The following is a 24361-nucleotide window of genomic DNA, read 5'->3' as shown; positions in this document are numbered from 1 at the left end:
CGCGGGCACGAGCGCGGGCACAGCGCGACCGCCGTGCGGAGAGCAGCCGTCCCGGCCATTGCCCCACATTCGGGGCAGCTCGACAGGCACCGCACGGGCACAGGCGCGGGCACGAGCGCGGGCACAGCGCGACCGCCGTGCGGAGAGCAGCCGTCCCGGCCATTGCCCCACATTCGGGGCAGCTCGACAGGCACCGCACAGGTAGTGCTCACCCGCCCGGCGGCGTCCGTGCGCGACCGATCACACGGTCGCTGGCAGGCCTGTCGCTTCGACACGATTCGCCTCGACGGCGCGGATGTGCCGGTAGGCGAACCAGAGCGGCGGGAACGCCCCGACCGCGAAGGACAGGTCGACGAGCGTCCAGAACCACGGGATGTCCCGGATCGGGCCGCAGATCAGCGCCAACGGGACGATGCCCACGCAGGCGATCATGCCGACCTGGACCACCCACACGTTGCGCACCGGGTCACGCAGCGGCCCCCAGAACGCGACCGCCAGCACCAGGTGGGCGAAGGCCAGCCAGTCGGTGCCGTAGAGCAGGAACGGGTAGTCCCGGTCCGCCGTCACCAGACCGCTGTGGACCCGTTCGATCCAGTCGACGAGCGCCGGGAACTGGCCGGCGAGCGGGTCCAGCGCACGCAGCAGCCAGCGCACCTCGATCTCCAGTGGAAACGCGGTGGCCCCGCTCAGGAAGAGGCCGATCAGCACGATCCACAGCCACCGGCGGGTACGCCGCAACCGCTCCGCGTTGTCCATGATCGCAGCGTAACGATGATCTTCGTGTCGCCCGGTCCCGGAATCGGTGACCGCTGTCTCAGTGCCGCGCGGTCTCGCCCGCGAGGGCCAGCTCGCCCAGTCGGAGCGGACGCGTGGCGGTGCCACCGGTGGCGACGACGCACACCGCGCCGGCGGGCCGTACGACGCGGGCCGCCCGCCACGCCGCTCGACGTACCGGATGGCGCGGCCGTGGGACGACCAGCGTGAGGGGCGCGGCGCGGCCGTGTTGCCGGTCCAGGGCGACCGCCGCCGCCGTGGTGGCGATCGCGGCGACCGAGCCGGCCAGGACGAGCGTCTGCCGTGGCCCGGCATGCTCGGCCAGCCAGCCCAGCAGCGGGGCGCCGACCGCGGCCGAGATCGAGCCGGTGACCGCGAGCGCGGCGAGCACCCGGCCGCGCATCGCGCCATCGGTGTCGAGTTGGGCACGGGTGCCGACGGTGGTGTCGATGACGACCGCGGCGGCGGCGATCGGGAGGATCACCGCGGCGAAGCTCCAGACGCCCGGGACGAGACCCGCGACGATCTGCAGACCGCTGGCCAGCAGGCCGGCGCCGACCAGGGTCCCGTAGCTCAGCGACCGCCTGCGCGCGGCGGCGAGCGCGCCCACCACCGTCCCGACCGCGAACACCGTGGACAGCAGGCCATAGCCGGAAGCGCCGGCGGCCAGCGGTCCGTCGCTCATCGCCGCCATCGTCACCTGGTAGTTGCGACCGAGGCTGCCCAGCACGAACGACAGGGCGAGCGCGAGCAGCAGGACCGGTTGTCCGCGCAGGTAGGAGAACCCGGCGCGGACACCGTGGCGGGTCGGGCCACCGGGAGCCTCCGCGCCGGCCACGACCCCCGGCCGTACGGCGAACAGCGCCACCACCACGGCGGCGAAGCTCGCCGCGTTGATGCCGAAGAGCAGCGCCGGGCCGACGACGGCGACGCCGACGGCCCCGAGGCTCATGCCGAGGATGCGTCCGGCGGAGTTGGTGAGCGACCCGAGCGCCAACGCGTTGCCCAGCGTCTCGCGGTCCACCAGGGTCGAGGACCAGCGGCCCATGACCGGCCCCTCGATCGCCGAGACAGCGCCGCTGGCCAGGGAGATCGCGAAGATCAGCGGGAGGCCGCCGACCCCGGTCAGGGCGACCGCCGCGAGGCCCGCGGCGAACGCGGCGTGGGCCACCTGGGCGGTGATCAACAGTGGACGGGCGGGGAGACGATCGGCCAGCACACCGCCCCAGACGCTCAACAGCAGCGTGGGGGCCGCCTGGAGCAGCACGGCAATGCCCATCGAGGTCGCCGAGCCGGTCTCCTTCAGCACGTACCAGTTGACTCCGAGCACCTGCATCCAGGTTCCGATGACGGAGACGAAACCGGCGAGCGCCCAGATCCGGTAGTTACGGTGGCGCAGCGCGGCGAAGGTGGCACCCGTGGCCACGACGAACCTCCAGCGATCGACGACAGAACAGCGAGCCGATCGCGGCGCGGTTCGGCAGTCGACAAGTCTTGCCGGCCTAAACCTTTTTGCCCAGATTTGTGAAGGGTCTCACCTCGGGGAATGTCCGGTCGGCACGGCGACTCGCCGTCGCGCCGACCGGACCCCCCTCAGCTCAACGGGCGGCCAGTGGCTGCGCGGCCGGCCCGACCGGGGCGGGCAGCGCGCCGACACCACCGAGGTAGCCGTGGATCGCGGCGGCAACCGCGCGCCCCTCGGCGATGGCCCACACGATCAGCGAAGCGCCCCGGTGCATGTCCCCGGCCACGAACACGCCGTCCGCGTCGGTCTGCCAGTCGTCCCGGGCGTCGACGGCGCCCCGGGCGTTGCGGGCCACCCCGAACTGCTCCAACAGCGGCTGCTGCTCGGTGCCCTCGAACCCGATCGCCAGCAGCACCAGGTCGGCGGGCAACTCCCGCTCGGACCCCGGCACCACGGTCAGCACCCGCCGGCCGTCCACCTTCTCGACCGTCACCTCGGCGATCCGTACCGCACGCACCTGACCGGTTCCGTCGTCCACGAACTCCTGCACCGCCACGGCGAAGACCCGCTCTCCGCCCTCCTCGTGCGCCGGGTAGTTGCGCAGCAGCCACGGCCAGGTCGGCCACGGATCCCGGGCCTCGTCGCGCTCGGTCGGCGGCTGCGGGTACAGGTCGAGCTGGTGCACACCGGCGGCGCCCTGCCGGTGCGCGACGCCGAGGCAGTCCGCCGCCGTGTCACCGCCACCGAGGATCACCACGTGCTTGCCGGCCGCGTCGATCGGGGTGCCGTCCGGCAGCACCGCCTGCGCCAACCGACGCTCGGCGGCCTCCTCGGTGGTCGCGGTCGCGACCGCCCGGTTCGCCGCGACCAGGTGCGCCATCGCCTGGTGTACGCCCCGAAGCGCCCGCCCCGGCGTCTCCGGCGTGTCCCGGCCCTGCAACGCCCCACAGGCCAGCAGCACCGCGTCGTGCTCGGCGCGCAACTGCTCGGCGGTAACGTCGACGCCGACGTGCACGCCGGTGCGGAAACGCACCCCCTCGGCGGTGAGCTGGGCCAACCGGGCGTCGATGTGCCGCTTCTCCAACTTGAAGTCGGGGATGCCGTACCGGAGCAGGCCACCGATCGCGTCGTCGCGCTCGTACACCGTCACGGCGTGACCGGCGCGGGCGAGCTGCTGGGCGGCGGCGAGCCCGGCGGGCCCGGAGCCGACCACGGCCACCGACCGGCCCGACGGCGTCGGGATCGGGCGCGGGGTGAACCCGCGGGCGGCCGCCGCGTCGGCGATCTCCACCTCGACCTGCTTGATCGTCACCGGTTGGCCGCCGGCGATGCCGAGTACGCACGCCGCCTCGCAGGGCGCCGGGCAGAGCCGCCCGGTGAACTCCGGAAAGTTGTTGGTGGCGTGCAGCGACTCGACGGCGGCGTCCCAGTTGCCGGTCCGCACCAGGTCGTTCCAGTCTGGGATGCGGTTGCCCAGCGGGCAGCCGTCGTGGCAGAACGGGATGCCGCAGTCCATGCACCGGGTGGCCTGCTCGCGGACCAGCTCCTCACCGGCCGGCGGGTAGACCTCCCGCCAGTCGCTGATCCGCACCGGCACCGGACGGCGGGCCGGCAGACGCCGGTCGTAACGCAGGAAACCGTTCGGGTCAGGCACGGGCCACCTCCGGGGTGGCCGCCCGCGGCGCGGGCGGCACGGACGCGGCCGGCGCGCTGAGCGCGCTCATCACCGCGTCGTCGACGTCGTGGCCGGCGGCTTCGGCGGCCTTCATGATCTCCAGCACCCGGCGGTAGTCGCGGGGCACCACGGCGGTGAACTCGGCCACCGCCTCCGGCCAGCGCTTGAGCAACTCCTCGGCGACCGCCGAACCGGTCTCGGCGACGTGCCGCTGGATCAGCTCGTGCAGCAGCGTCTGCTCCTGCTCGCTCAGCGGCGCCAGGTCGACCAGCTCCGCGTTGACCCGGGACCGGTCCAACCGGTGCACGAACGCGGTTCCGCCCGACATGCCGGCGGCGAAGTTGCGGCCGGTCGCGCCGAGCACCACCACGGTGCCGCCGGTCATGTACTCACAGCCGTGGTCGCCGACGCCCTCGACGACGGCGACCGCGCCGGAGTTGCGCACCGCGAACCGCTCCCCCACCCGGCCGCGCAGGAAGACCTCGCCCGCCGTCGCGCCGTACAGGATGGTGTTGCCGGCGATGATCTGGTCCTCCGCGCGCTGCCCCGGCTCGGCGTCGGGGTCGAGGAACGGCGCGGCGGCGTCCGGACGGACGACGATGCGTCCGCCGGAGAGGCCCTTGCCCACGTAGTCGTTGGCGTCGCCGTGCAGCCGCAGGGTGACGCCCCTCGGCAGGAAGGCGCCGAACGACTGGCCGGCGGTGCCGTGCAGCACGAACTCGATGGTGTCCTCGGGCAGGCCGTCGCCGCCGAAGCGGCGGGTCACCTCGCCGCCGAGCATCGCGCCGACGCTGCGGTGCTCGTTGCGCACCGCCACCTCGACCCGCACCGGCGCGCCCTCGGCGAACGCCGGGGCGGCCAGCGCGATCAGCTCGTTGTCCAGGGCATGCTCCAGGCCGTGGTCCTGGGCGCGGACCCCGCGTCGGACGGTGCCGGCGGGCAGCTCCGGCAGGTGCAGGACGGGAGCCAGGTCGAGACCGTGGGCCTTCCAGTGCGACAGCGCCGGGGCCACGTCGAGCAGCTCGCTCTGCCCGATCGCCTCCTCGATGGACCGCAGGCCCAGCTCGGCCAAATATCCCCGGACCTCCTCGGCGAGGAACAGGAAGAAGTTCTCGACAAACTCCGGGGTGCCCGTGTACCGCTCGCGCAGCACCGGGTTCTGGGTGGCGATGCCGACCGGACAGGTGTCCAGGTGGCAGACCCGCATCATCACGCAGCCCGAGACGATCAGCGGCGCGGTCGCGAAGCCGAACTCCTCGGCCCCGAGCAGCGCCGCGACCAGGACGTCCCGGCCGGTCTTGAGTTGGCCGTCGACCTGCACGGTGACCCGGTCACGCAGCTTGTTGAGCAGCAGCGTCTGCTGCGCCTCGGCCAGGCCAAGCTCCCACGGGGTGCCGGCGTGCTTGAGCGAGTTCATCGGGGACGCGCCCGTGCCACCGTCGTGACCGGAGATCAGGATGACGTCGGCCTTGAGCTTGGCCACACCTGCGGCGACGGTGCCGACGCCCACCTCGCTGACCAGCTTGACGTGCACCCGGGCCGCCGGGTTGACGCACTTCAGGTCGTGCACGAGCTGCGCCAGGTCCTCGATCGAGTAGATGTCGTGGTGCGGCGGCGGCGAGATGAGGCCGACGCCGGGGGTGGCGTGCCGGGTACGGGCGATCCACGGCCAGACCTTGTTGCCGGGGAGCTGGCCGCCCTCGCCGGGCTTCGCGCCCTGGGCCATCTTGATCTGGAGGTCGTCGGCGTTGACGAGGTATTCGCTGGTCACGCCGAACCGGCCGCTGGCGATCTGCTTGACCGAGGAGCGGCGCAGCGGGTCGTGCAGCCGATCGACGTCCTCGCCGCCCTCACCGGTGTTGGACTTGCCGCCGAGGCGGTTCATCGCGATGGCGAGCGTCTCGTGCGCCTCGGCCGAGATCGAGCCGTACGACATGGCACCGGTGGCGAACCGCTTGACGATCTCGGTGGCCGGCTCGACCTCCTCGATCGGCACTGCCGGACGGACCCCGGTGCGCAGGGTGAACAGGCCCCGCAGCGAGCCGGCCTGCGCGGCGAGCCCGTCCACCTTGGACGTGTACTGGCGGAAGACGTCGTACTGCCGGCTGCGGGTGGCGTGTTGCAGCAGGAAGACCGTCTCCGGGTTGAACAGGTGCAGCTCACCCTCGCGACGCCACTGGTACTCGCCACCGACCTCCAGCCGGTCCGAGTCGGCGGTGCCCGCCGGCGGCCAGGCCAGCGCGTGCCGGGCGGCCACCTCGGCGTGCACACCGGCCAGCCCGACGCCGCCGATCCGGCTCGGGGTGCCCCGGAAGTACCTGTCGATGAGCCGGCTGTCCAGGCCGACCGCCTCGAAGACCTGCGCGCCGCAGTACGACGAGACCGTCGAGATGCCCATCTTGGACATGATCTTGAGGACGCCCTTGCCGAGCGCCTTGGCGTAGTTGCGCACCGCTGCGGCCGGCTCGACCCCGGCGAGCGCACCAGTGGTGATCATGTCCTCCACGGACTCGAACGCCAGGTACGGGTTGACCGCCGCCGCGCCGTACCCGATCAGGACCGCCGCGTGGTGCACCTCGCGGCAGTCGCCGGACTCCACGATCAGCGCCGCCTGCGTACGCGTCTGCTCGCGGACCAGGTGCTGGTGCACGGCGGCGGTGAGCAACAGCGACGGGATCGGCGCGAGATCGGCGTTGGAGTCCCGGTCGGAGAGCACCAGGATGCGCACGCCGTCCTCGATGGCCTCGGAGACGTGCCGGCAGATCTCGATCAGTCGCGCCTTGATCCCGGCCGCGCCGTCGCGCAGGCGGTACAGGCCGGACACCCGAACGGCCTTGAAGCCGGGCAGGTCACCGTCCTCGTCGATGGAGAGGATCTTCGCCAGCTCGTCGTTGTCGATGATCGGGTGCGGCAGCACGATCTGCCGGCAGCTCGCCGCGGTCGGGTCGAGCAGGTTGCCCTCCGGCCCGATCGTCGACGCCAGGCTGGTCACCAGCTCCTCGCGGATGGCGTCCAGCGGCGGGTTGGTGACCTGTGCGAAGAGCTGGTGGAAGTAGTCGTAGAGCAGTCGCGGCCGCGTCGACAGCGGCGCGATCGGGGTGTCCGTGCCCATCGAGCCCAGCGGCTCCGCGCCGGTCCGCGCCATGGGCGCGAGCAGGACCTTCAGCTCCTCCTGGGTGTAGCCGAAGGTCTGCTGACGGCGACGCACCGAGTCGTGGGTGTAGACGGTGTGCTCGCGGGCCGGCAGGTCGTCCAGCTCGATCAGCCCGGCGTGCAGCCACTCGGCGTACGGCTCGGCGGCGGCCAACTCGGACTTGATCTCGTCGTCGTGCACGATCCGGCCGGCCACGGTGTCGACCAGGAACATCCGGCCCGGCTGGAGCCGGCCCTTGGCCACCACGTGGGCGGGGTCGAGGTCGAGCACGCCCGCCTCGGAGCCCAGCACCACGAGACCGTCGTCGGTCTGCCACCAGCGCCCCGGGCGCAGCCCGTTGCGGTCCAGCACCGCGCCGACGATCTCGCCGTCGGTGAAGGCGACCGACGCCGGCCCGTCCCACGGCTCCATGAGGCTCGCGTGGAAGCGGTAGAACGCCCGCTTGTCCGGCTGCATGCCGGGGTCGTTCTCCCACGCCTCCGGGATCATCATGAGCACCGCGTGCGGCAGGCTCCGACCGGCCAGGTGCAGCAGCTCCAGCACCTCGTCGAAGTTCGCCGAGTCCGAGGCGGCGGGGGTGCAGACCGGGAAGACACGCCGGATGTTGCCCGGCACGTTCGGCGAGCGCAGCAGCGCCTCGCGGGCCTGCATCCAGTTCCGGTTGCCGCGGATCGTGTTGATCTCGCCGTTGTGGGCGATGAACCGGTACGGGTGCGCCAGCGGCCACGAGGGGAACGTGTTCGTGGAGAAGCGGGAGTGCACCAGCGCGATCGCGCTGTCGACCCGCTCGTCGCGCAGGTCCGGGTAGAACGCCGGCAGCTGGTCGGGCGTGAGCATGCCCTTGTAAACCATCGTGCGGCTGGACAGCGACGGGAAGTACGCCGGCACGCCCCGCTCGGCGGTCTCCCGCTCGGCCTGCTTACGAAGGCAGAACGCCACCCGGTCCAGCTCGATGCCGCGCAGCGGGGAGCCGGCCGGTCCGGCGGGCGAGTCGGTGAGGCGGTGCGCGGCCACGAAGACCTGGCGGACCCGGGGCATGGCCGCCAGGGCGGTGTCGCCGAGCCCGTCCGGCGCGATCGGCACGTCCCGCCAGCCGAGCAGGTCCGCGCCCTCGACCAGCGCGTACTTCTCGACCACCCGACGGGCGCGCGCCTCGGCGGCGTCGTCGTCGGGCAGGAAGACCAGGCCGGTGGCGTACTCGCCGGCCGGCGGCAGCGGAATGCCGGCGACGGCGCGCAGGAACGCGTCCGGTACCTGGATCATGATGCCGGCGCCGTCGCCGGTGTTGGGCTCCGCGCCCCGGGCACCCCGGTGGTCCAGGCGGCAGAGCGCGCCGAGCCCGTTGGCGACGACGGAATGGGACCGTCGGCCGTACAGGTCCGCCACGAAGGCGACCCCACAGGCGTCGTGCTCCTGCGCCGGGTCGTAGAGGCCCTGGGCCTCGGGGCGGGGGCCGGGCGTCGGGGACGCCTGCGGGCTGTGCGGGTGCGGCTGTGTCGAATCCGCGTACGGCTGAGCCACCGGGCCTCCTGTCGTCACTCAGGTTGGATCATGGGTGGGGACGACGTCGGCCCGTGGGTCTATTGAGTCTACGTTAGGGCTGGGGGGACAAGGCCACTCAAGATTGATCACACCGTCCAGAGTCTGGGACGTGTAGTCTCGCGCGGTGGATTCGGTGCACAAAGACATCTTCGACCAGTTGGAACGTTTCTACGACGCGGTGCCCCGCGACGTCGCCGGTGTCGAGGAGCACGGCGGGTTGGCGCTGTTCGTCCGCGAGGGTGCCGGCTGGCCGTTCTACGCCCGCCCCCGGATCGACGCCACCGAGCCGCCGTCGCTGGCCGACGTGACCTCGGTACGGGAACGCCAGCGCGAGCTGGGCCTGCCGGAGGCGTTCGAGTGGGTGCACGAGACGACGCCGGAGCTGCTCGCGGTGGCCCGCTCGGCCGGGCTGTCCGTGCTGGAGGCCCCGCTGATGGTCCTCGACCCGGCCGCCCTGCCCGACCCGGCGACGCTCTCCGACGTACCCGTGCGGGTGCTGGCGGCGGACTCACCCGACTTCGCCGCGGACGTGGCCGCCCGGCGGGCCGTGGCGGCCGTGGCGTTCGGCGTCCCCGGCACCGCGCCCGGCGAGGCCGGACCGGCCGAGCGGGACGCGGCCGTCACCGAGCTGGAGGTGGCCGCGCTCGACGAGGAGCGGACCCGCATCGCCGACGGTCGACGGATCTCCGCGCTGGCCGGCACGCCGACCGAGGGTGCGCTGGCCAGCGGCATGGCGATGCGCGTGGATGATGTCGCCGAGATCGCCGGAGTGGCCACCCTGCCGGCCGCCCGCCGACGCGGAATGGGCGCCGCGCTGACCGCCACCCTCGCCCGGGAACTGCTCGCCGCCGGGACCGGGCTCGTCTTCCTCTCCGCCGGCAGCGAGGAGATCGCCCGGGTCTACCTGCGGGTCGGCTTCCGCCGCATCGGCACCGCCTGCATCGCCGAACCCGCCGCCCTGATTCCCTGAGCCGCCCGGCCGGCGCCAAGCCGGCCGGGCCAGCGCGAGTCGGTCAGGCCGGCGGACGCCACTGGGCCGCGGAGGCGGCGGCGCTGGAGAGCAGCCGCGAGTTGATCGTGCCGAGCGCGGCGTCACGGGCACGCAGCGCCAACCGGCCCCGGGTCTGCAGCACCGCGGACATCCGCCGGGTCTGCCGGACCACGGTCGCCGCCCGGGGACGGCGCACGCGGTCGTACGTCTGCACGGCGTCGGGTAGCCGGGCCTCGCGCAGCAGGGAGGCGAGGGTGGCGGCGTCCTCGAACGCGAGGCAGGCGCCCTGCCCGAGGTGCGGCGGCATGGCGTGCGCCGCGTCGCCGAGCAGCACCACCCCGCCCGGCCCGACCCCGAAGCCGTACGCGCGCGGCAGCGGGCGGAGCTCGCGCACCTCCTGCTGGACGAGGTCGCTCGGGTCGGTGGCGTCGAGCAGCGCGCCGATCGGCGCGGGCCAGCCGGCGTACCAGCGGCGCAGGAGAGCGAGCTGGGTCTCCGGCGGCTCCGGGCGGGGAGCGCCGGCCGCCGTGGCCACCCAGTAGATGCCACCGCGCGTGGAGCCACCCGAGGAGCCCCGCTCGCCCAGCGAGGCGGCCACGAAGCGGTAGCCCGCGCCGAGCACCTCGCCGCCGATCGGCTGGTCGGCGGGCAGCCGGGGCGCCCGGTACCAGGGGATGACGGCACGCCAGGCGGCGCAGCCGGAGCTGACCACCCGGGACTCGGGGGCCAGCTGGCGGCGGATGACGCTGTCCGTGCCGTCCGCCGCGACCACCAGGTCGGCTTCGATGGTGTGCCGTCCGTCGTTCACACCCGGTCGTTCGCCCGGATCGACGCGGACGTGGCGTACGGTCACCCCGGTTCGCAGCTCGACCCGGTCGCCGAGGCCGGCGATCAGGGCGTCGTGCAGGTCCTCGCGGTGCACCACCACCGGCATCCGGTCGGCCGGCGTCGGCCGGGGCTGCACGAGCCAGTGCCCGTCCGGACGGCGTACCCCGCCATCGGGCAGCGGTGTGGCGATGGCGGCCAGACCGGCGCCCAGGCCGAGGGCCTGCAGGGCGCGCACACCGTTGGGCCAGAGCACCACGGCGGTCGGCTCGGGTCGAACCCGCTCGGCACGGTCCAGCAGGGTTACCTGCCACCCGGACCGGGCCAGCGCGCCGGCGACCGCGAGGCCCCCGACCCCGGCGCCGACCACCACCGCGCTTCGCATCGGGCCGCCCCCGCTCAGCTGTCCCGGTCGGCGGGGCGTACGCCGGTGGCGTCGGCCCGGGCCCCGTCGCGCCCCTCGGGCGTACCGTCCGTCGACTCGGCGGCGCCGTCCCCGTCGGCTGGTGACTCGGCGCCCTCCGGGAGCACGTCGTCGGCCGGCTCCGGTGGCGCCACACCGGTGTCCCGCCAGGTGGCGTACTGCTCCTCGCTGACCACCCGGTAACCCTCGGGGGCGGCGGCGCGTGCGCCGGTCTCGCGTGCGGAGACGTCGACCTGCGACAGGTCGGACGTCGTGGGCGGCGTGGCGGTGGCCGCCGCGCCGATCGGGATCAGGAACTCCCGGGGGCCACGAACCCGCACGAAGTAGGCCAGCGCGCCGAGGAAGACCAGGGCCGCGGTCCACACGTTGAGCCGTACGCCGAAGATCTGGTTCGCCTCGTCGGTACGCATCAGCTCGATCCAGAACCGGCCGGCGGTGTAACCCATGACGTACAGCGCGAACGCCCGGCCCCGCCCGAGCTTCAACCGCCGGTCCAGGACGAGGACCAGCCCGGCCACCCCGACGTTCCACAGCAACTCGTAGAGGAACGTCGGGTGGTAGAGGCCCGGTTCGAGAATCGGCTGGCCGGCGTCGTCGCGCAGGGCGTGCCCGGGGCTGTCCGGGTCCATCCGGTGGATCTCCAGACCCCACGGAAGGGTCGTCCGGCCGCCGAACAGCTCGTTGTTGAACCAGTTGCCCAGCCGGCCGACCGCCTGGGCCAGCGGCAGCCCGGGGGCCAACGCGTCGGCCACCACGCCGAGCGGGATGCCGAGCTGGCGGGCCGCGATCCAGGCGCCGACCGCGCCGCCCGCGACCGCGCCCCAGATGCCGAGGCCGCCCTCCCAGATGTAGAACGCCTTCAGCGGCTCGCCGCCGGCGCCGAAGTACTTCTCCGGCGAGGTGATCACGTGGTAGACCCGGGCGCCGATGATGCCGGCGGGCACCGCCCAGACGGCGATGTCGAGCACCGCCCCGGGCGCGACGCCACGCTGGCGCAGCCGACGCTCGGTCACCCAGCAGGCCAGCACGATGCCGGCGATGATGCACAGCGCGTACGCCCGCAGCGGGAACGGCCCGAGCTGCCAGACGGCGGTGCTGGGACTGGGCAGGGCCGCCTGGGGAGATAGCGAGGCGATGGTCACGGGTGCACACGCTACCGCTGCGCACCCCCGCAGCGGCACCCCGGGCCGCCGTACCGCGCTCGGAATGACGTCTGGTTCGCGGTGCCGGAGCCGCCGGAGAGGCCGGGCGACGGACGGGCGGCACCCGGTCGAGCGTGATGCCTGTGCGTCATCAAGATGACGCACAGGCATCAGAGTTGTCGCACCCGTGCCGCAGAAGCGGCGAGCGACGCGGGCCGGGTCGGCCCGCGGCGGCGCTCAGCGGGCCGGGTTGCGGACGCCCTCGGCGAGTTCGGCGCTCAGGGTACGCAGCGCGGCCAGCCCTTCGGCCTCGGACGAGGCGTCCAGGACGCACCGCACCAGCGCGCTGCCGACGATCACCCCGTCGGCGTACCCGGCGACGGTGCTGGCCTGCGCGCCCGTGCCCACGCCCAGGCCGACCCCGACGGGCAGGTCGGTGGCCCCGCGCACCCGCGAGACCAGGGTGGGAGCGGCGTCGGAGGTACGCGCCCGCGCGCCGGTCACCCCCATCACCGCCGTGGCGTAGACGAAGCCCCGGCAGTGCTCGACGGTCATCGCGAGCCGCGCGTCGGTGGACGACGGCGACACCAGGAAGGTGCGGTCCAGCCCGTGGGCGTCCGAGGCGGCCAGCCACTCCGCCGCCTCGTCGGGAATCAGGTCCGGCGTGATCAGGCCGGTGCCACCGGCGGCGGCCAGGTCACGGGCGAACACGTCCACGCCGTACCGCTCGACGGGGTTCCAGTAGGTCATCGTGACGACCGGCGCGCCGGTCGCCGCGACGGCCTCGATGATGCGCATCGTGTCGGCCGTACGGACCCCGCCGGCCAGCGCGATGTCGCTGGCCTTCTGGATGACCGGCCCGTCCATCACCGGATCGGAGTACGGGATCTCCACCTCGATGACGTCGACGCCGGCCTCGACCATCGCCGTCATGGCCGCGATGCTGCCCTCGACGGTCGGAAACCCGGCCGGCATACAGCCCACCAGCACGGCCCGCCCGTCGGCCCGGGCCTTGTCGAAGGCCACCCCGATGCGACTCACCTCAGCGCTCCTTGTCGAGGATGCCGAAGTAGTCCCCGGCGGTGTGCACGTCCTTGTCGCCCCGGCCGGAGAGGTTCACCACGATGGTGGGCTCCCGGCCCAGCTCGGCGGCGAGCTTCGGGGCCAGCGTCACGGTGCCGGCGAGCGCGTGCGAGCTCTCGATCGCCGGAATGATGCCCTCGGTGCGGCAGAGCAGTTCGAAGGCGGCCATCGCCTCCTCGTCGGTCACGGGCAGGTAGCTGGCCCGGCCGGTGTCGTGCAGCCAGGCGTGCTCGGGCCCGACGCCCGGGTAGTCCAGGCCGGCGGAGATCGAGTGCGACTCCAACGTCTGCCCGTCGGCGTCCTGCAACACGTACGTGCGGGCACCGTGCAGCACGCCCGCCGACCCGCCGGTGATGCTGGCCGCGTGCCGACTGGTGGTCACCCCGTCGCCGCCGGCCTCGAAGCCGTACAGCCGCACGTCCTCGTCGGGAACGAAGGCGTGGAAGATGCCCAGCGCGTTGGAGCCGCCGCCGACGCAGGCGGTGACCGCGTCCGGCAGCGCGCCGGTCAGGTCGAGGCACTGCTGCCGGGCCTCGTCACCGATGCCCCGGACGAAGTCCCGCACCATCGCCGGGAACGGGTGCGGCCCGGCGGCGGTGCCGATCAGGTAGTGGGTCCCGTCGACGTTCGCCACCCAGTCGCGCATCGCCTCGTTCATCGCGTCCTTGAGGGTGCGCGAACCGGTGGTGACCGGTACGACGGTGGCGCCGAGCATCCGCATCCGGGCCACGTTGAGCGCCTGCCGCTCGGTGTCGACCTCGCCCATGTAGACCACGCACTCGAGGTCGAACAGGGCGGCGGCGGTCGCGGTGGCGACGCCGTGCTGGCCCGCCCCGGTCTCGGCGATCACCCGGGTCTTGCCCATCCGCTTGGTGAGCAGCGCCTGGCCGAGCACGTTGCGGATCTTGTGCGCGCCGGTGTGGTTGAGGTCCTCGCGCTTGAGCAGCACCCGGGCGCCGACCTTCGCGGAGAACCGGCGGGCCTCGTAGAGCAGCGACGGCGTGCCGGCGTAGTCGCGCAGCAGCGCGCCGAACTCGGCTCGGAAGGACTCGTCCGCGATCGCCGTCCGCCACGCCCCGTCGAGCTCGTCCAGCGCGGCCACCAGGGCCTCGGGCACGAACCGACCGCCGAAGCGGCCGAAGTGGCCGGCGGAGTCGGGCTGCGAACCGGCCACCGGGGCCAGCGCGTCGGCGCTCATCGGACAATCCTCTCGGTGGGGCGGCACACCGGCGCGGTCAGCGCACCGGCCGGGGCGTCGCCGGGTGGTTACCGGCGTTGACCAACTCGGCCACCGCCTCGCGTGGGCTCTTCTGGGTGACCAGTCCTTCGCCGACCAGGACCGCGTCGGCGCCGGCGGAGGCGTACCGGATCAGGTCGTGCGGCCCGCGAACGCCGGACTCGGCGATCTTGACGACGCTGCTCGGCAGGCCCGGCGCGATCCGCTCGAACACCGAGCGGTCCACCTGAAGGGTACGCAGGTCACGGGCGTTGACCCCGATCACCTGCGCGCCGGCCTCCAGGGCCCGGTCGGCCTCCTCCTCGTCGTGGACCTCGACGAGCGCGGTCATGCCCAGCGACTCGATCCGCTCCAGCAGGCCCATCAGCACGTTCTGCTCGAGGGCGGCCACGATCAGCAGCACCAGGTCGGCGCCGTGTGCGCGCGCCTCGTGCACCTGGTAGCTGGAGACCACGAAGTCCTTGCGCAGCACCGGCACGGTGACGGCGGCCCGGACGGCGGCGAGGTCGTCCAGCGAACCGCCGAACCAGCGCCCCTCGGTCAGCACGCTGATGGCCCGCGCGCCACCCGCCGCGTAGTCGACGGCGAGGTCGGCCGGATCGGCGATCTCCGCCAGCCGGCCCTTGGACGGCGAGGAGCGCTTGACCTCGGCGATGACCGCGACACCGGGCTTGCGCAGCGCGGCGTACGCGTCCAGCGGCGGCGGCGCCGCCGCGGCCAGTTCACGGATCCGTTCCAACGGAACCTGCTCCTGGCGACGGGCGACGTCCTCGCGCACGCCAGCCAGAATCTCGTCGAGCACGCTTACGGACGCCGCCTGACCGGCCTCGTCCCCCTCCGCGTGCGCATGCTCAGCAGTCACCAACGGACTCCCCTCTCCGGGTGTCATGGGCCGATGCTAGGGGCACCCGACCGAGGCCGGGAGCCGGGGGTATGGCGCTGCTCACGAAAAGGCCTGCGGCATAATGGCCGACTTGCCGTGAAGGGGATGTCACGCAGCGCCACCTCCGTATCGACCGCCGTCACACGACGACAACCCGGCGGCTCCGGTTGAACCGGGCCGACCCATCGATCATGCCACCCACCGCCGATCGCCGCCCGATGACAGCGACAGCAGTCGATGTTGTGAGCAAGCTCAAGGCCGAACGGCCCCTCCCAGGTCGCGGGCGCGGCGGGACAGTTGACGGGGTGGTCACCCGGACGAAACGTCGGCCGGTGAGCATCGTCCTCGGGCAGACTCGATGACGCGCCTGCCCGACCGTCGCCGACTCCTCGTGTGGAGTGAGCCATGAACACTGCCGAGTCGAACTCCAGCATCGGACTGACCACCATCTCGCGGACCATGGCGTCGTTCGCCGTCGGGGTGGTGCACACCCTGGAACGGGCCGTCGTCGGTGAGGGCCGGATGCGCACGGCACGCGGTAACGCCTGGGAGGCGGTCTGCGCCGACCGGGCCCGCGCCGACCGACGCGCCGAGCTGGACCGCCTGGTGGCCGAACTGACCGCCACCCGCGCCGCCGCGCGCCCGCAGCGGGACCGTCAGCCGGTCGTCCGGGAGCGGGACCGTCAGCCGGTCGGCTGATCAGCCGGCCGTGGGGTCCTCGCCCCGGTCCAACGCGTCCCACGCCTCGGTGGTCCGCCGACCGGCCATCGGGCCCGGGGCGGCAGCCGTGCTCGGCCTACTCTCCGTGACGGTCCGCGTCGGCCGTTCGTACCGGGCGCCCATCGCCGGCCACCCGCCGCCGCGCAGTGCCGTCCACCCACCACCCACGGCGACGAGCAGACCGCCGACCAGGCAGAGCGCCGGCCACTGCCGACTCACCACACCGTCGAGGTCGGCGACCAGTCCGTAACCAGCGCCGGCCGACACCGCCAGGCCCAGCGCGCCGAGCAGCACACCCAGCAGCCGCCGTACCCGACCCCGGGTGGCCAGCACCGCGCCGCCACCGGCCAACGCCACCACGGCCAGCGCCGGCAGCCACGGCAGCAGGGCGGCCCCGCTGCGCGCCTCGCGCACCGGCGGCAGCGGCGCCGGCCGCGCGGTCAGCTCGACCGACCAGCCCCGGGTCGCCATCCACAGCGCCAGGCCCGCGCCGGCGAGACAGAGCAGCATCGCGTACGTCAGCTCGCGCCGACCCTTCACGTTCATCGGGCCGCCCGCAGCGTTTCGGCGGCGGCGATCGCGGCCAGCACGGCGGCGGCCTTGTCGCGGGTCTCCTGCTCCTCGGCGGCCGGATCCGAGTCGGCGACCACTCCGGCCCCGGCCTGCACGTAGGCGCGGCCGTCACGGATCAGCGCGGTCCGGATGGCGATCGCCATGTCCAGGTCGCCGCCGAAGCCGAAGTAGCCGACCGTCCCTCCGTAGACGCCACGGCGTACCGGCTCCAACTCCTCGATGATCTCCATGGCGCGCACCTTGGGCGCGCCGGAGAGCGTCCCGGCCGGGAAGGTCGCGGCGAGCGCGTCGAACGCCGAACGGTCGTCACGCAGCGTGCCGGTCACGGTGGAGACGATGTGCATCACGTGGCTGTACCGCTCGATGGTCGCGAACTCGGGCACCTGGACGCTGCCCGGCTCGCAGACCCGGCCCAGGTCGTTGCGGCCCAGGTCGACCAGCATGACGTGCTCGGCGCGCTCCTTGGGATCGGCGAGCAGCTCGGCGGCGAGGCCCGCGTCGGCCGCCGGGGTGCCGCCGCGCGGGCGGGTGCCCGCGATCGGGTGCAGCAGCACCCGCCGCCGCCCGTCCGCGCCGGCGGTGACCTTCAGGTGCGCCTCCGGCGACGAGCCGACGATGTCGAACCCGTCGAAGCGCAGCAGGTACATGTACGGGCTGGGGTTGCTGGTGCGCAGCACCCGGTAGACGTCCAGCGGGTCGGCGTGCGTGGCCCGCTCGAACCGCTGGGACAGCACGATCTGGAAGCACTCGCCCGCCCGGATCGCCTCCTTGGCCGCCTCCACGGCCTTGACGTAGCCCCCCTCGGGCGTACGACAGACGACCTCGCCGGCCGGTGGACGCGCGACCGTCGAGATCATCGGCGGGATGGGTCGGGACAGCGCGGTGGTCATCGCGTCGAGGCGACCCACCGCGTGGTGGTACGCGGCGGTGACGTACGCGGCGCGGTCCGTCGCGTCCAGCGGTGGCAGTACCGCGTTGGCGACCAGGATCGCGGAGCCGTCGTAGTGGTCGAGCACCACCAGGTCGGTCGCGAGCATCATGCCCAGCTCCGGCACGCCGAGGTCGGACTCGGTCAGCTCGGGCAGCCGCTCGAAGCGACGGACGAGGTCGTACCCGAGGTAGCCGACCATGCCCCCGGTCAGCGGTGGCAGGCCGTCGCCGGGGCCGGGCGGCGGCCCGGCGAGCGCCGCCACGGTGTCCCGCAGCACCCGCACCGGGTCGCCGTCGGTGGGCAGCCCGGCCGGGGGCTGCCCGAGCCAGGTCGCCGCGCCGTCGCGCTCGACGAGGGTGGCGCTGCTCCGGACGCCGATGAACGAGTACCGCGACCAGGCCATGCCCGCCGAGCCGACCCCCTGCTCGGCCGATTCGAGCAGGAAGGTGCCGGGCCCGCCGGCGAGCTTGCGGTAGACCCCCACCGGAGTCTCGGCGTCGGCCAGCAGCCGGCGGGTGACCGGTACGACACGCCAGCCGGCGGCCAGTTCGGTGAAGGTGGCCAGGTCGGGGCTCACCGCGCCGTCGGTCATGCGTCGGCCCGCCTCTCGGTCCCGGCGGGGCTCCGCCGCACCGTGCTCACCGGGCGTCCGGCGCGGTGACCGGCAGCTCGGTGAAGAAGCACGTCCGGTGCCCGGTGTGGCAGGCCGCGCCGACCTGGTCGACGCTGACCAGCAGGGCGTCGCCGTCACAGTCCAGGGCCACCGAGCGCACGTACTGGTGGTGCCCGGAGGTGGCGCCCTTGACCCAGTATTCGCGGCGGCTGCGCGACCAGTAGGTGGCCCGGCCGGTGGTGAGGGTGCGGTGCAACGCCTCGTCGTCCATCCAGGCGACCATCAGCACCTCGCCGGAGTCGTGCGCGCGTACCACCGCGGCGACCAGGCCGTCGGCGTTGCGGCGCAACTGGGCCGCGATGGCCGGATCGAGCCGGGACGGACGGACCGGCGTCGAGGCCACCGGGCCGCTCGGTTCGCTGGGGACGCCGGTCACCGGCGCGTCAGGTACGGGCACAGTTGCCCATTGTCCCGCACGTGGGGTGGGCACCGGCGACGGCTCCCGCCGAGGGTTCGGCCGGTCGGCCACGGGCCGCGCGAGCTGGGCCACGTAACGGTCGAGGCGGCCGTCGACCAGGGCCTCGGCCAGGTCGGTGCCGGAGGATTCGGCGATCTCCCCGGCGTACGGGCGGATCAGCGCCACGGTGCCGGCGACCAGCCGCACGGCGGCGGCCCAGAGCTGGCCGGTGGCGCCCGGGCGCAGGCCGAGGCAGCGGAGCATGTCCTCGCGGTAGCCGGCCGGGGCGACCGGCAGCTCCAGGGCCGCCGCGAACGCCGCGCGGCGGGACGACACCCGCACCGACGGGTTCGCCGGGCGCAGCACCGACGGGCAGATCCGGGCCAGGTCCGCCACGGCGAGCCGGACCCCGAGGCGGTCGGTGGCGGCGCGGGCGGCAGCGGCCTTGCCGAGCAGGGCGATCAGCTCCTCCAGCCGGGGCGGCTCGGCGGGCTGGCAGAGCACCGGCAGGTCGATCCGGGGCCGCCAGTGCGGGTCCGCCCAGAGCAGCCGGGCCGGCGCGGTGACCGGCAGTCCGAACGCCCAGTCGGCCGGCTCGCCGAGCCGGTGCACCCAGGAGCGGACGTCCCGCGCCGCCACCGACACGTGGGTGACCCGACCGGCGGTTTCGGCCAGGTACGCGCGACGGGCGGCGTACGGCGAGCCACCGACGAGCACGTCGAGGTCGACGTCGCTGTGCGCGGTGGCCGCCCGCCGGGCGTGACTGCCGCGCAGCAGGATGCCGACGACCGGCCGTTCGGCGGCGTCCCGCAACCGCGCGGCCCAGTCCTCGAGAAATCCGCTGTGCGGTAACGGAGCGTGACCCACGGCGTCATCGTGCCGTACGTCCGATCGGCACGCAATGCCCGTTGCCGGACCTGCTGTCCGGTCCGAAGCCTACTGCCCGTTGTCACGCTGGGCGCGAGGGCGGGCACCAGAGGACAGGCCGGCCGTTGCGCGGGCCGCACACTCCTCTCTAGCGTTGGAATTCAACGAGCGATGAGTTTCTTGGAGGTGCGCGATGGACGACGCGATAGGCGTCCACGACCTGGTGGTCGATCGGGGCGGGCGGCGGGTGCTGGACGGCATCACCTGCGCCGTCCCGCGGGGCGCCGTCACCGGTCTGCTGGGGCCCAGCGGCAGCGGCAAGACCACGTTCATGCGCGCCGTGGTCGGCGTGCAGGTGGTCACCTCGGGGACGGTGACCGTGCTGGGCCAGCCGGCGGGGGCCCCGGCGCTGCGGCACCGGGTCGGCTACCTCACGCAGGCGCCGAGCGTCTACGCCGACCTGACCGTGCGGGAGAACGCCCGCTACTTCGCGGCCCTGTACGGGCGTGGGCGGGCCGAGGCGGACGAGGCGGTGAGCGCCGTCGGGCTGGCCCAGGCGGCCGGTCAGCTGGTCGCCACCCTCTCCGGCGGCCAGCGCAGTCGGGCCTCCCTGGCCTGCGCCCTGGTCGGCGACCCGGAGCTGGTCATCCTCGACGAGCCGACCGTCGGTCAGGACCCGGTGCTGCGGGCCGACCTGTGGGCCCGGTTCCACGCCATGGCCGCCGCCGGCACCACCCTGCTGGTGTCCAGTCACGTGATGGACGAGGCGGCCCGCTGCGACCGGCTGCTGCTGATCCGCGAGGGCCGGCTGATCGCCGACGACAGCCCGGACGCGATCCGGGCCGCCGCCGGTGTGGACGACCTCGACGAGGCGTTCCTGCGGCTGATCCGGGCCGGCGAGACGAAGGCGTCAGCCGGGCGGGAGAACTCATGAACGTGCGGATCCTGGCGGCCACCATCGGCCGCGTCCTGCGCCAGCTCCGGCACGACCGGCGGACGATCGCGCTGCTCGTGGTGGTGCCGACCGTCCTGCTCACGCTGGTCTACTACATGTACGCCGACAAGCCGACACCGCTGGGGCAGCCGTCGGTGTTCGACCGGGTCGCGCTGGTGATGCTGGGAACCTTCCCCTTCGTGATCATGTTTCTCGTGACCAGCATCGCGATGCTGCGCGAGCGCACGTCCGGCACCCTGGAGCGGCTGCTCACCACCCCGCTGGGCAAGCTCGACCTGCTCTTCGGGTACGGCATCGCGTTCGGGCTGGCCGCCGCCGTGCAGGCCACGTTGGCGGCCGGTCTGGCGTACTGGGTCTTCGATCTGCGGACTCTCGGCAGCAGCGGTCTGGTGATCGGGATCGCGGTGCTCGACGCGGTGCTCGGGGTCGCCCTCGGCCTGCTGTGCAGCGCCTTCGCCCGCACCGAGTTCCAGGCAGTACAGTTCCTCCCGGTCGTGGTGATCCCGCAGCTCCTGCTGTGTGGGCTGTTCGTGGCCCGGGACGAGATGGCCGGCTGGCTCCAGGGCCTCAGCGGCGCCCTGCCCCTGACGTACGCCATCGAGGCGTTGCAGGAGGTCGGCGCCCACGCCGAGCCGACCGCGACCATGTGGCGGGACGTGGGCGTGGTGTTCGGCGCGGTGGTGTTGGCGCTGGTGCTCGCGGCGGCGACCCTGCGTCGGCGCACCGGCTGACCGACCGGCGGCGACCCGCGCGGGGCGGGTCGCCACCCGCCGCCGGGAGACCGGCGGCGTCAGCGGACGAACGAGGGGCGGCGATGACGCGGCGTACCGGCCGGCGACCCGGCAACCCGGACACCCGGGAGGCGATCCTCGACGCGGCGCGGGCGACGTTCGCCGAACGGGGTTTCGACGCCGCCCCGATCCGCGCCATCGCCGCCACCGCCGGGGTGGACCCGGCTCTGGTGCACCACTACTTCGGCACGAAGGACCAGCTCTTCCGGGCCGCGATGAACTTCCCCGTGGACCCCGCCGAGCTGCTGCCGGCGGTGCTCGCCGGTGACCAGGACGGCGTCGGCGAGCGGCTGGTACGGGCCTTCATCGGCATCTGGGACTCACCGGCCGGCAGCGCCGGAGTGGCGCTGGTGCGCTCCGTCCTCAGCAGCGAGTGGACCGCTCGGCTGCTGCGGGAGTTCGTCACCACGCAGGTGTTGCGCCGGGTGCTCGACCAGCTCGACGTCGACCCGGCCGAGGTCCCGCTGCGCGGCTCGCTGGTCGCCACCCAGCTCATCGGCCTCGCCATGATCCGACACGTGGTACGGCTGGAGCCGGTCGCGTCGGCCGATCCGGAGCTCCTGGTCGCCACCATCGGCCCCAGCGTCCAGCGGTACCTCACCGGGTCGCTGCCGATCTAGGGCCGGGCACGGTCAGCGGGGCGGGTGCACGTCGGCGGGGCGGCGCAGCGGCGGGAGCAGCCGGCCCAGCTCGTCGGGGCCGGTGAGCGGGCACGGGAACGCCAGCCGGACGCGCCGCCGTGCGCCGGGGCGTCCGAGAGCGACCACCAGCCCGTAGCGGTCGACCCGCACCACGCGCGGCGGGCCGTCCGGGGCCTCTTCGGTCAGGCCGAGCTGCCGGCACAGGTAGTCGGTGACGGCGGCGGGCTCGCGCTGGGCGAAGTCGGCGAGCAGCAGGGCCTCGAAGGGGTGCACCGGATCCGGCTCCGCCTCGGCGTACTCCACCGGGTCGATCCGGTGCACGACGCCGGCCCGCTCCCAGCGGACCTCGGCCACCTCGAAGCGGAACAGCCGGAACCGGGCGCCGACGTCGAGCAGGTCGCCGGTCGGCTCGACGGCCGCGAAGTCGACCGCGGCGCGGCGTGCCTCGTCGTCGTGCAGTTCGGCGGCCCAGCCGGAGACCCAGGCCCGCCCGAGCCCGGGAGCGCCGGCCGCGGGCGGCAGGTCGAGGACGTCCAGGACCACCGCGACGTCGTCGACCCCGGCGGCGGGCTGTAGCGCGGCGCCCAGGTGGCTGGCCACCGGCACCAGCAGCAACACGCGGCCGTCGGGGTCGGTCACGTGCCGGGCGTGGTGCGGACCCGGGCGGCGAGCCAGGTGGACGAGGCCGGGCAGGCGACCGGCGACGAGGGTACGGACGATCTCGGCGGGGCTGGGCCGCATGGCGCAACCTCCTTCAAAGGTTAGCCTTACCTAACCGGAGCGTAGAGCACCAGCACCACCGCGTCCACCAGCCGATGCCATGGACATCGACCCGTTACCTGGTCTGCTCCAGCCAGGAGGCGTACAGCAGCCCGTAGACCGAGTCGGCGTCGCGCACCAACTCGTCGTGCGGGCCCCGCTGCACGACGCGCCCCCGGTCCACCACGATGACCTCGTCGGCGGCCTGGGCGGTGGAGAGCCGGTGCGCGATGGCGAGGGTCGTACGCCCCCGCGTGACCGCGTCCAGGGTGCGCTGCAAGCGCACCTCGGTCGCCGGATCCACCGCGCTGGTCGCCTCGTCCAGCACCAGCAGGTCGGGGTCGGCCACGTACGCGCGGGCCAGCGCGACGAGCTGCCGCTCCCCCACGCTCAGCGCCTCGCCGCGCTCCCCGACCGGGGTGTTGAGGCCGGCGGGCAGACCGTCCAACCAGTCCGCCAGGCCCAACTCCGTAAAGGCGGCCCCCAGCTCCTCGTCGGTCAACTCCGGCCGGGCGAACCGCACGTTGTCCCCCACCGTCGCGTCGAAGAGGAACCCGTCCTGCGGGACCATCACCACCCGGGCGCGCAGCGAGTCGAAACGCACCTGCGCCAGCGGCACCCCGGACAGCAGCACCGCCCCCGCCGACGGATCCATCAGTCGGGTCAGCAGCTTCGCGAAGGTCGTCTTGCCGCTGCCCGTCTCGCCGACCACCGCCACCCGGCTCTTCGCCGGGATCTCCAGGTCGATGTCGTGCAGCACCGGCGGGCCGCCGGGATAGGCGAACCGTACGCCCGAGAACCGGATGTCCAACGGACCGATCGGCAGGTCCCGGCCCTGCTCCCCGGGATCCGCGACGTCCGGGGCGACGTCCAGCACGTCCAGCACCCGGCGCCAGCCCGCGATCGCGTTCTGCGCCTCGTTGAGCACCTCGGTGGCGATCTGCACCGGCTGGATGAACAGCGTCACCAGGAAGAGGAACGCGGTCAGCTGACCGATCGACAGCGTGCCGTCCACGCCCAGCGTCACCCCGAGCACCACCACCCCGGCCAGCGCCAACCCGGCCGCCAACTCACCGACCGAGCTGCCCACGATGCTGATCCGGATGGCCCGCTGCTGCGCCATGCGCTGCGCGTCGATGGCCTCGTCCAGCCGCCGCTCGGTACGCCCCGCGATGCCGTACGCCCGGATCACCGGCGCGCCCACGACGCTCTCGCCGATCGCGCCCAGCAGCGCGCCGGTGCGCTGGCGCACCGTCGCGTACGCCGCGCCGAGTCGGCGCTGCAACTGCCGGATGACGAGCACCGCCGGCAGGAACGCCACCAGCACCACCAGGGTCAACTGCCAGGAGTACGCCAGCATGACGGCCGTCGTCACCACGAGCTGGCCCAGGTTGACCAGCAGGATCACCCCGCCCCACTGGAGGAACTGGGTGATCTGGTCGACGTCGCTGGTCACCCGCGAGACCAGCGAGCCGCGGCGCTCCGACTGCTGGTGCAGCATCGACAGGTCGTGCACGTGCCGGAACGCCCGCGTCCGCACGTTCGCCAACGCGGTCTCGCTGACCGTGAACAGCCGGCGCATCATCAGGTAGCCGCAGGCCGTGGTGACCACGAGGATCGCCGCGGTGACCGCCACCACCCACCAGACGACGTCCAGCCTCAGGCCGCCGACGATGCCGCGGTCGATGCCCTGCTGCACCGCCACCGGAACGGCCACCCGGCCCACCATGTAGACCAGCGCCAGGGCCAGGGTGGCGGCCAGCCCGGTCCGCAGCTCGGGCGAGAGGGCCAGCCCCCGCCGCAACGTCCGCCAGGTCGTCTCCGGCCGCTCGTCGCGCTCGTCGGTCGTCACCGTCGTA

The 24361-nt window shown here is 73.7% G+C and carries 19 protein-coding genes and 1 pseudogene; 5 read left to right on the top strand and 15 right to left on the bottom strand.

Features of this window, described 5'->3' with window-relative positions:
• Positions 1-240 precede the first annotated feature (240 nt).
• The 4 genes from AB0I89_RS17260 to gltB form a co-directional block, all read right to left on the bottom strand.
• Complete coding sequence (locus AB0I89_RS17260) at positions 241-756, bottom strand: hypothetical protein (protein ID WP_357127103.1); 516 nt, start codon at positions 754-756, stop codon at positions 241-243.
• Positions 757-814: 58 nt separating this feature from the next.
• Positions 815-2200 (bottom strand): MFS transporter, encoded by a 1386-nt coding sequence (locus AB0I89_RS17255; protein WP_357127100.1) that lies wholly within the window; start codon positions 2198-2200, stop codon positions 815-817.
• Positions 2201-2372: 172 nt separating this feature from the next.
• Complete coding sequence (locus tag AB0I89_RS17250) at positions 2373-3893, bottom strand: glutamate synthase subunit beta (RefSeq protein WP_357127097.1); 1521 nt, start codon at positions 3891-3893, stop codon at positions 2373-2375.
• Positions 3886-8589, bottom strand: coding sequence for a glutamate synthase large subunit (gltB, locus tag AB0I89_RS17245; protein WP_357127094.1), 4704 nt, complete (start codon positions 8587-8589; stop codon positions 3886-3888). The genes AB0I89_RS17250 and gltB overlap by 8 nt, the downstream gene beginning before the upstream one ends.
• A gap of 154 nt (positions 8590-8743) precedes the next feature.
• Between gltB and AB0I89_RS17240 the strand changes: the two genes are divergently transcribed.
• On the top strand, positions 8744-9580 hold the full coding sequence (locus tag AB0I89_RS17240; RefSeq protein WP_357127342.1) for a GNAT family N-acetyltransferase: 837 nt from the start codon (positions 8744-8746) through the stop codon (positions 9578-9580).
• A 43-nt stretch (positions 9581-9623) separates the two neighbouring features.
• On the opposite strand, the gene AB0I89_RS17235 is transcribed toward AB0I89_RS17240, so the two are convergent.
• The 5 genes from AB0I89_RS17235 to trpC all read right to left on the bottom strand — a co-directional run bounded on the left by AB0I89_RS17235 (position 9624) and on the right by trpC (position 15114).
• Entirely contained in the window at positions 9624-10811 is a 1188-nt protein-coding gene (locus tag AB0I89_RS17235; RefSeq protein ID WP_357127090.1) for an NAD(P)/FAD-dependent oxidoreductase, read from the bottom strand.
• 14 nt (positions 10812-10825) lie between these two features.
• Entirely contained in the window at positions 10826-11992 is a 1167-nt protein-coding gene (gene lgt, locus AB0I89_RS17230; RefSeq protein WP_357127087.1) for a prolipoprotein diacylglyceryl transferase, read from the bottom strand.
• Positions 11993-12229: 237 nt separating this feature from the next.
• Complete coding sequence (trpA, locus tag AB0I89_RS17225; protein WP_357127084.1) at positions 12230-13033, bottom strand: tryptophan synthase subunit alpha; 804 nt, start codon at positions 13031-13033, stop codon at positions 12230-12232.
• Between the two features lies 1 nt (position 13034).
• A complete protein-coding gene (gene trpB, locus AB0I89_RS17220; RefSeq protein ID WP_357127081.1) occupies positions 13035-14273 on the bottom strand; it encodes a tryptophan synthase subunit beta in 1239 nt (412 codons plus the stop codon).
• A 37-nt stretch (positions 14274-14310) separates the two neighbouring features.
• Positions 14311-15114, bottom strand: coding sequence for an indole-3-glycerol phosphate synthase TrpC (gene trpC, locus AB0I89_RS17215; protein WP_039906616.1), 804 nt, complete (start codon positions 15112-15114; stop codon positions 14311-14313).
• A 486-nt stretch (positions 15115-15600) separates the two neighbouring features.
• On the opposite strand from trpC, the gene AB0I89_RS17210 reads away from it, so the two are divergent.
• On the top strand, positions 15601-15894 hold the full coding sequence (locus AB0I89_RS17210; RefSeq protein WP_357127078.1) for a hypothetical protein: 294 nt from the start codon (positions 15601-15603) through the stop codon (positions 15892-15894).
• On the opposite strand, the gene AB0I89_RS17205 is transcribed toward AB0I89_RS17210, so the two are convergent.
• The 4 genes and pseudogenes from AB0I89_RS17205 to AB0I89_RS17190 all read right to left on the bottom strand — a co-directional run.
• A complete protein-coding gene (locus tag AB0I89_RS17205; RefSeq protein WP_357127075.1) occupies positions 15895-16461 on the bottom strand; it encodes a Trp biosynthesis-associated membrane protein in 567 nt (188 codons plus the stop codon).
• Positions 16458-18011 (bottom strand): anthranilate synthase component I, encoded by a 1554-nt coding sequence (locus tag AB0I89_RS17200; RefSeq protein WP_357127073.1) that lies wholly within the window; start codon positions 18009-18011, stop codon positions 16458-16460. Before AB0I89_RS17200 ends, AB0I89_RS17205 begins: the two co-directional genes overlap by 4 nt.
• Positions 18012-18057: 46 nt before the next feature.
• Positions 18058-18489: a phosphoribosyl-AMP cyclohydrolase gene (gene hisI / locus AB0I89_RS17195; protein ID WP_357127339.1), complete on the bottom strand. Its 432-nt coding sequence runs from the start codon at positions 18487-18489 to the stop codon at positions 18058-18060.
• Positions 18490-18669: 180 nt separating this feature from the next.
• A pseudogene (locus AB0I89_RS17190) lies at positions 18670-18993 on the bottom strand (phosphoribosyl-AMP cyclohydrolase); the annotation flags it as partial.
• Positions 18994-19549: 556 nt separating this feature from the next.
• Between AB0I89_RS17190 and AB0I89_RS17185 the strand changes: the two are divergent.
• The 3 genes from AB0I89_RS17185 to AB0I89_RS17175 all read left to right on the top strand — a co-directional run bounded on the left by AB0I89_RS17185 (position 19550) and on the right by AB0I89_RS17175 (position 21722).
• Entirely contained in the window at positions 19550-20290 is a 741-nt protein-coding gene (locus AB0I89_RS17185; RefSeq protein WP_357127070.1) for an ABC transporter ATP-binding protein, read from the top strand.
• Entirely contained in the window at positions 20287-21042 is a 756-nt protein-coding gene (locus tag AB0I89_RS17180; RefSeq protein WP_357127067.1) for an ABC transporter permease, read from the top strand. Before AB0I89_RS17185 ends, AB0I89_RS17180 begins: the two co-directional genes overlap by 4 nt.
• Positions 21043-21125: 83 nt before the next feature.
• A complete protein-coding gene (locus AB0I89_RS17175; protein WP_357127064.1) occupies positions 21126-21722 on the top strand; it encodes a TetR family transcriptional regulator in 597 nt (198 codons plus the stop codon).
• Positions 21723-21734: 12 nt separating this feature from the next.
• Here the strand turns inward: AB0I89_RS17175 and AB0I89_RS17170 are convergent, their stop codons facing one another.
• Together AB0I89_RS17170 and AB0I89_RS17165 are read right to left on the bottom strand one after the other, a co-directional pair.
• Positions 21735-22484 carry a DUF2470 domain-containing protein gene (locus AB0I89_RS17170; RefSeq protein ID WP_357127061.1) on the bottom strand — a complete coding sequence of 250 codons (750 nt, stop codon included), beginning with the start codon at positions 22482-22484 and terminating at the stop codon, positions 21735-21737.
• 94 nt (positions 22485-22578) lie between these two features.
• Positions 22579-24354: an ABC transporter ATP-binding protein gene (locus tag AB0I89_RS17165; RefSeq protein ID WP_357127336.1), complete on the bottom strand. Its 1776-nt coding sequence runs from the start codon at positions 24352-24354 to the stop codon at positions 22579-22581.
• Positions 24355-24361 lie beyond the last annotated feature (7 nt).

Origin of the sequence: Micromonospora sp. NPDC049801, from assembly GCF_040656575.1 — a bacterium.
In the GTDB taxonomy this organism is placed as follows: Bacteria; Actinomycetota; Actinomycetes; order Mycobacteriales; family Micromonosporaceae; genus Micromonospora.
Note: the sequence above shows the minus strand (reverse complement) of the source record. Positions and strands in the feature narration are given on the sequence as shown.

Excerpts from the sequence above, each read along its gene's own strand:
- AB0I89_RS17260 (WP_357127103.1), bottom strand. The coding sequence starts at position 756 with ATGGACAACGCGGAGCGGTTGCGGCGTACCCGCCGGTGGCTGTGGATC.
- AB0I89_RS17235 (WP_357127090.1), bottom strand. The coding sequence starts at position 10,811 with ATGCGAAGCGCGGTGGTGGTCGGCGCCGGGGTCGGGGGCCTCGCGGTC.
- trpB (WP_357127081.1), bottom strand. The coding sequence starts at position 14,273 with ATGAGCGCCGACGCGCTGGCCCCGGTGGCCGGTTCGCAGCCCGACTCC.
- AB0I89_RS17210 (WP_357127078.1), top strand. The coding sequence starts at position 15,601 with ATGAACACTGCCGAGTCGAACTCCAGCATCGGACTGACCACCATCTCG.
- AB0I89_RS17205 (WP_357127075.1), bottom strand. The coding sequence starts at position 16,461 with ATGAACGTGAAGGGTCGGCGCGAGCTGACGTACGCGATGCTGCTCTGT.
- AB0I89_RS17200 (WP_357127073.1), bottom strand. The coding sequence starts at position 18,011 with ATGACCGACGGCGCGGTGAGCCCCGACCTGGCCACCTTCACCGAACTG.
- AB0I89_RS17185 (WP_357127070.1), top strand. The coding sequence starts at position 19,550 with ATGGACGACGCGATAGGCGTCCACGACCTGGTGGTCGATCGGGGCGGG.
- AB0I89_RS17180 (WP_357127067.1), top strand. The coding sequence starts at position 20,287 with ATGAACGTGCGGATCCTGGCGGCCACCATCGGCCGCGTCCTGCGCCAG.
- AB0I89_RS17175 (WP_357127064.1), top strand. The coding sequence starts at position 21,126 with ATGACGCGGCGTACCGGCCGGCGACCCGGCAACCCGGACACCCGGGAG.
- AB0I89_RS17170 (WP_357127061.1), bottom strand. The coding sequence starts at position 22,484 with ATGCGGCCCAGCCCCGCCGAGATCGTCCGTACCCTCGTCGCCGGTCGC.